Here is a 230-nt window from a genome sequence, read left to right on the forward strand (position 1 = left end):
TCCTCAACCCGAGCGCGTGCAGTTGCGGGTCGTCCAGCGCCGCTTGCGACACGAAGGTGACCGAGGTGCGCAGCGCGGCGCCGAGGGCGGCAAACATGGGCCGGTAGTGCACCGGTTGCGGGGTGGGAATGGACGCGTTGGGATCTCCCATGGCGGCTGCCGCGATCATGCCGCCTTTGAGCACCAATGCCGGTTTGACGCCGAAGAAGGCTGGCTTCCACAGCACCAGG

At 67.4% G+C, this 230-nt stretch carries 1 pseudogene; it reads right to left on the reverse strand.

From position 1 onward, the window contains the following. Positions 1-230: pseudogene (ureC, locus tag ACTFO6_RS20175) on the reverse strand (urease subunit alpha); the annotation flags it as partial.

The organism is Pelomicrobium sp. G1 (genome assembly GCF_051905455.1).
GTDB lineage: Bacteria > Pseudomonadota > Gammaproteobacteria > Burkholderiales > UBA6910 > Pelomicrobium.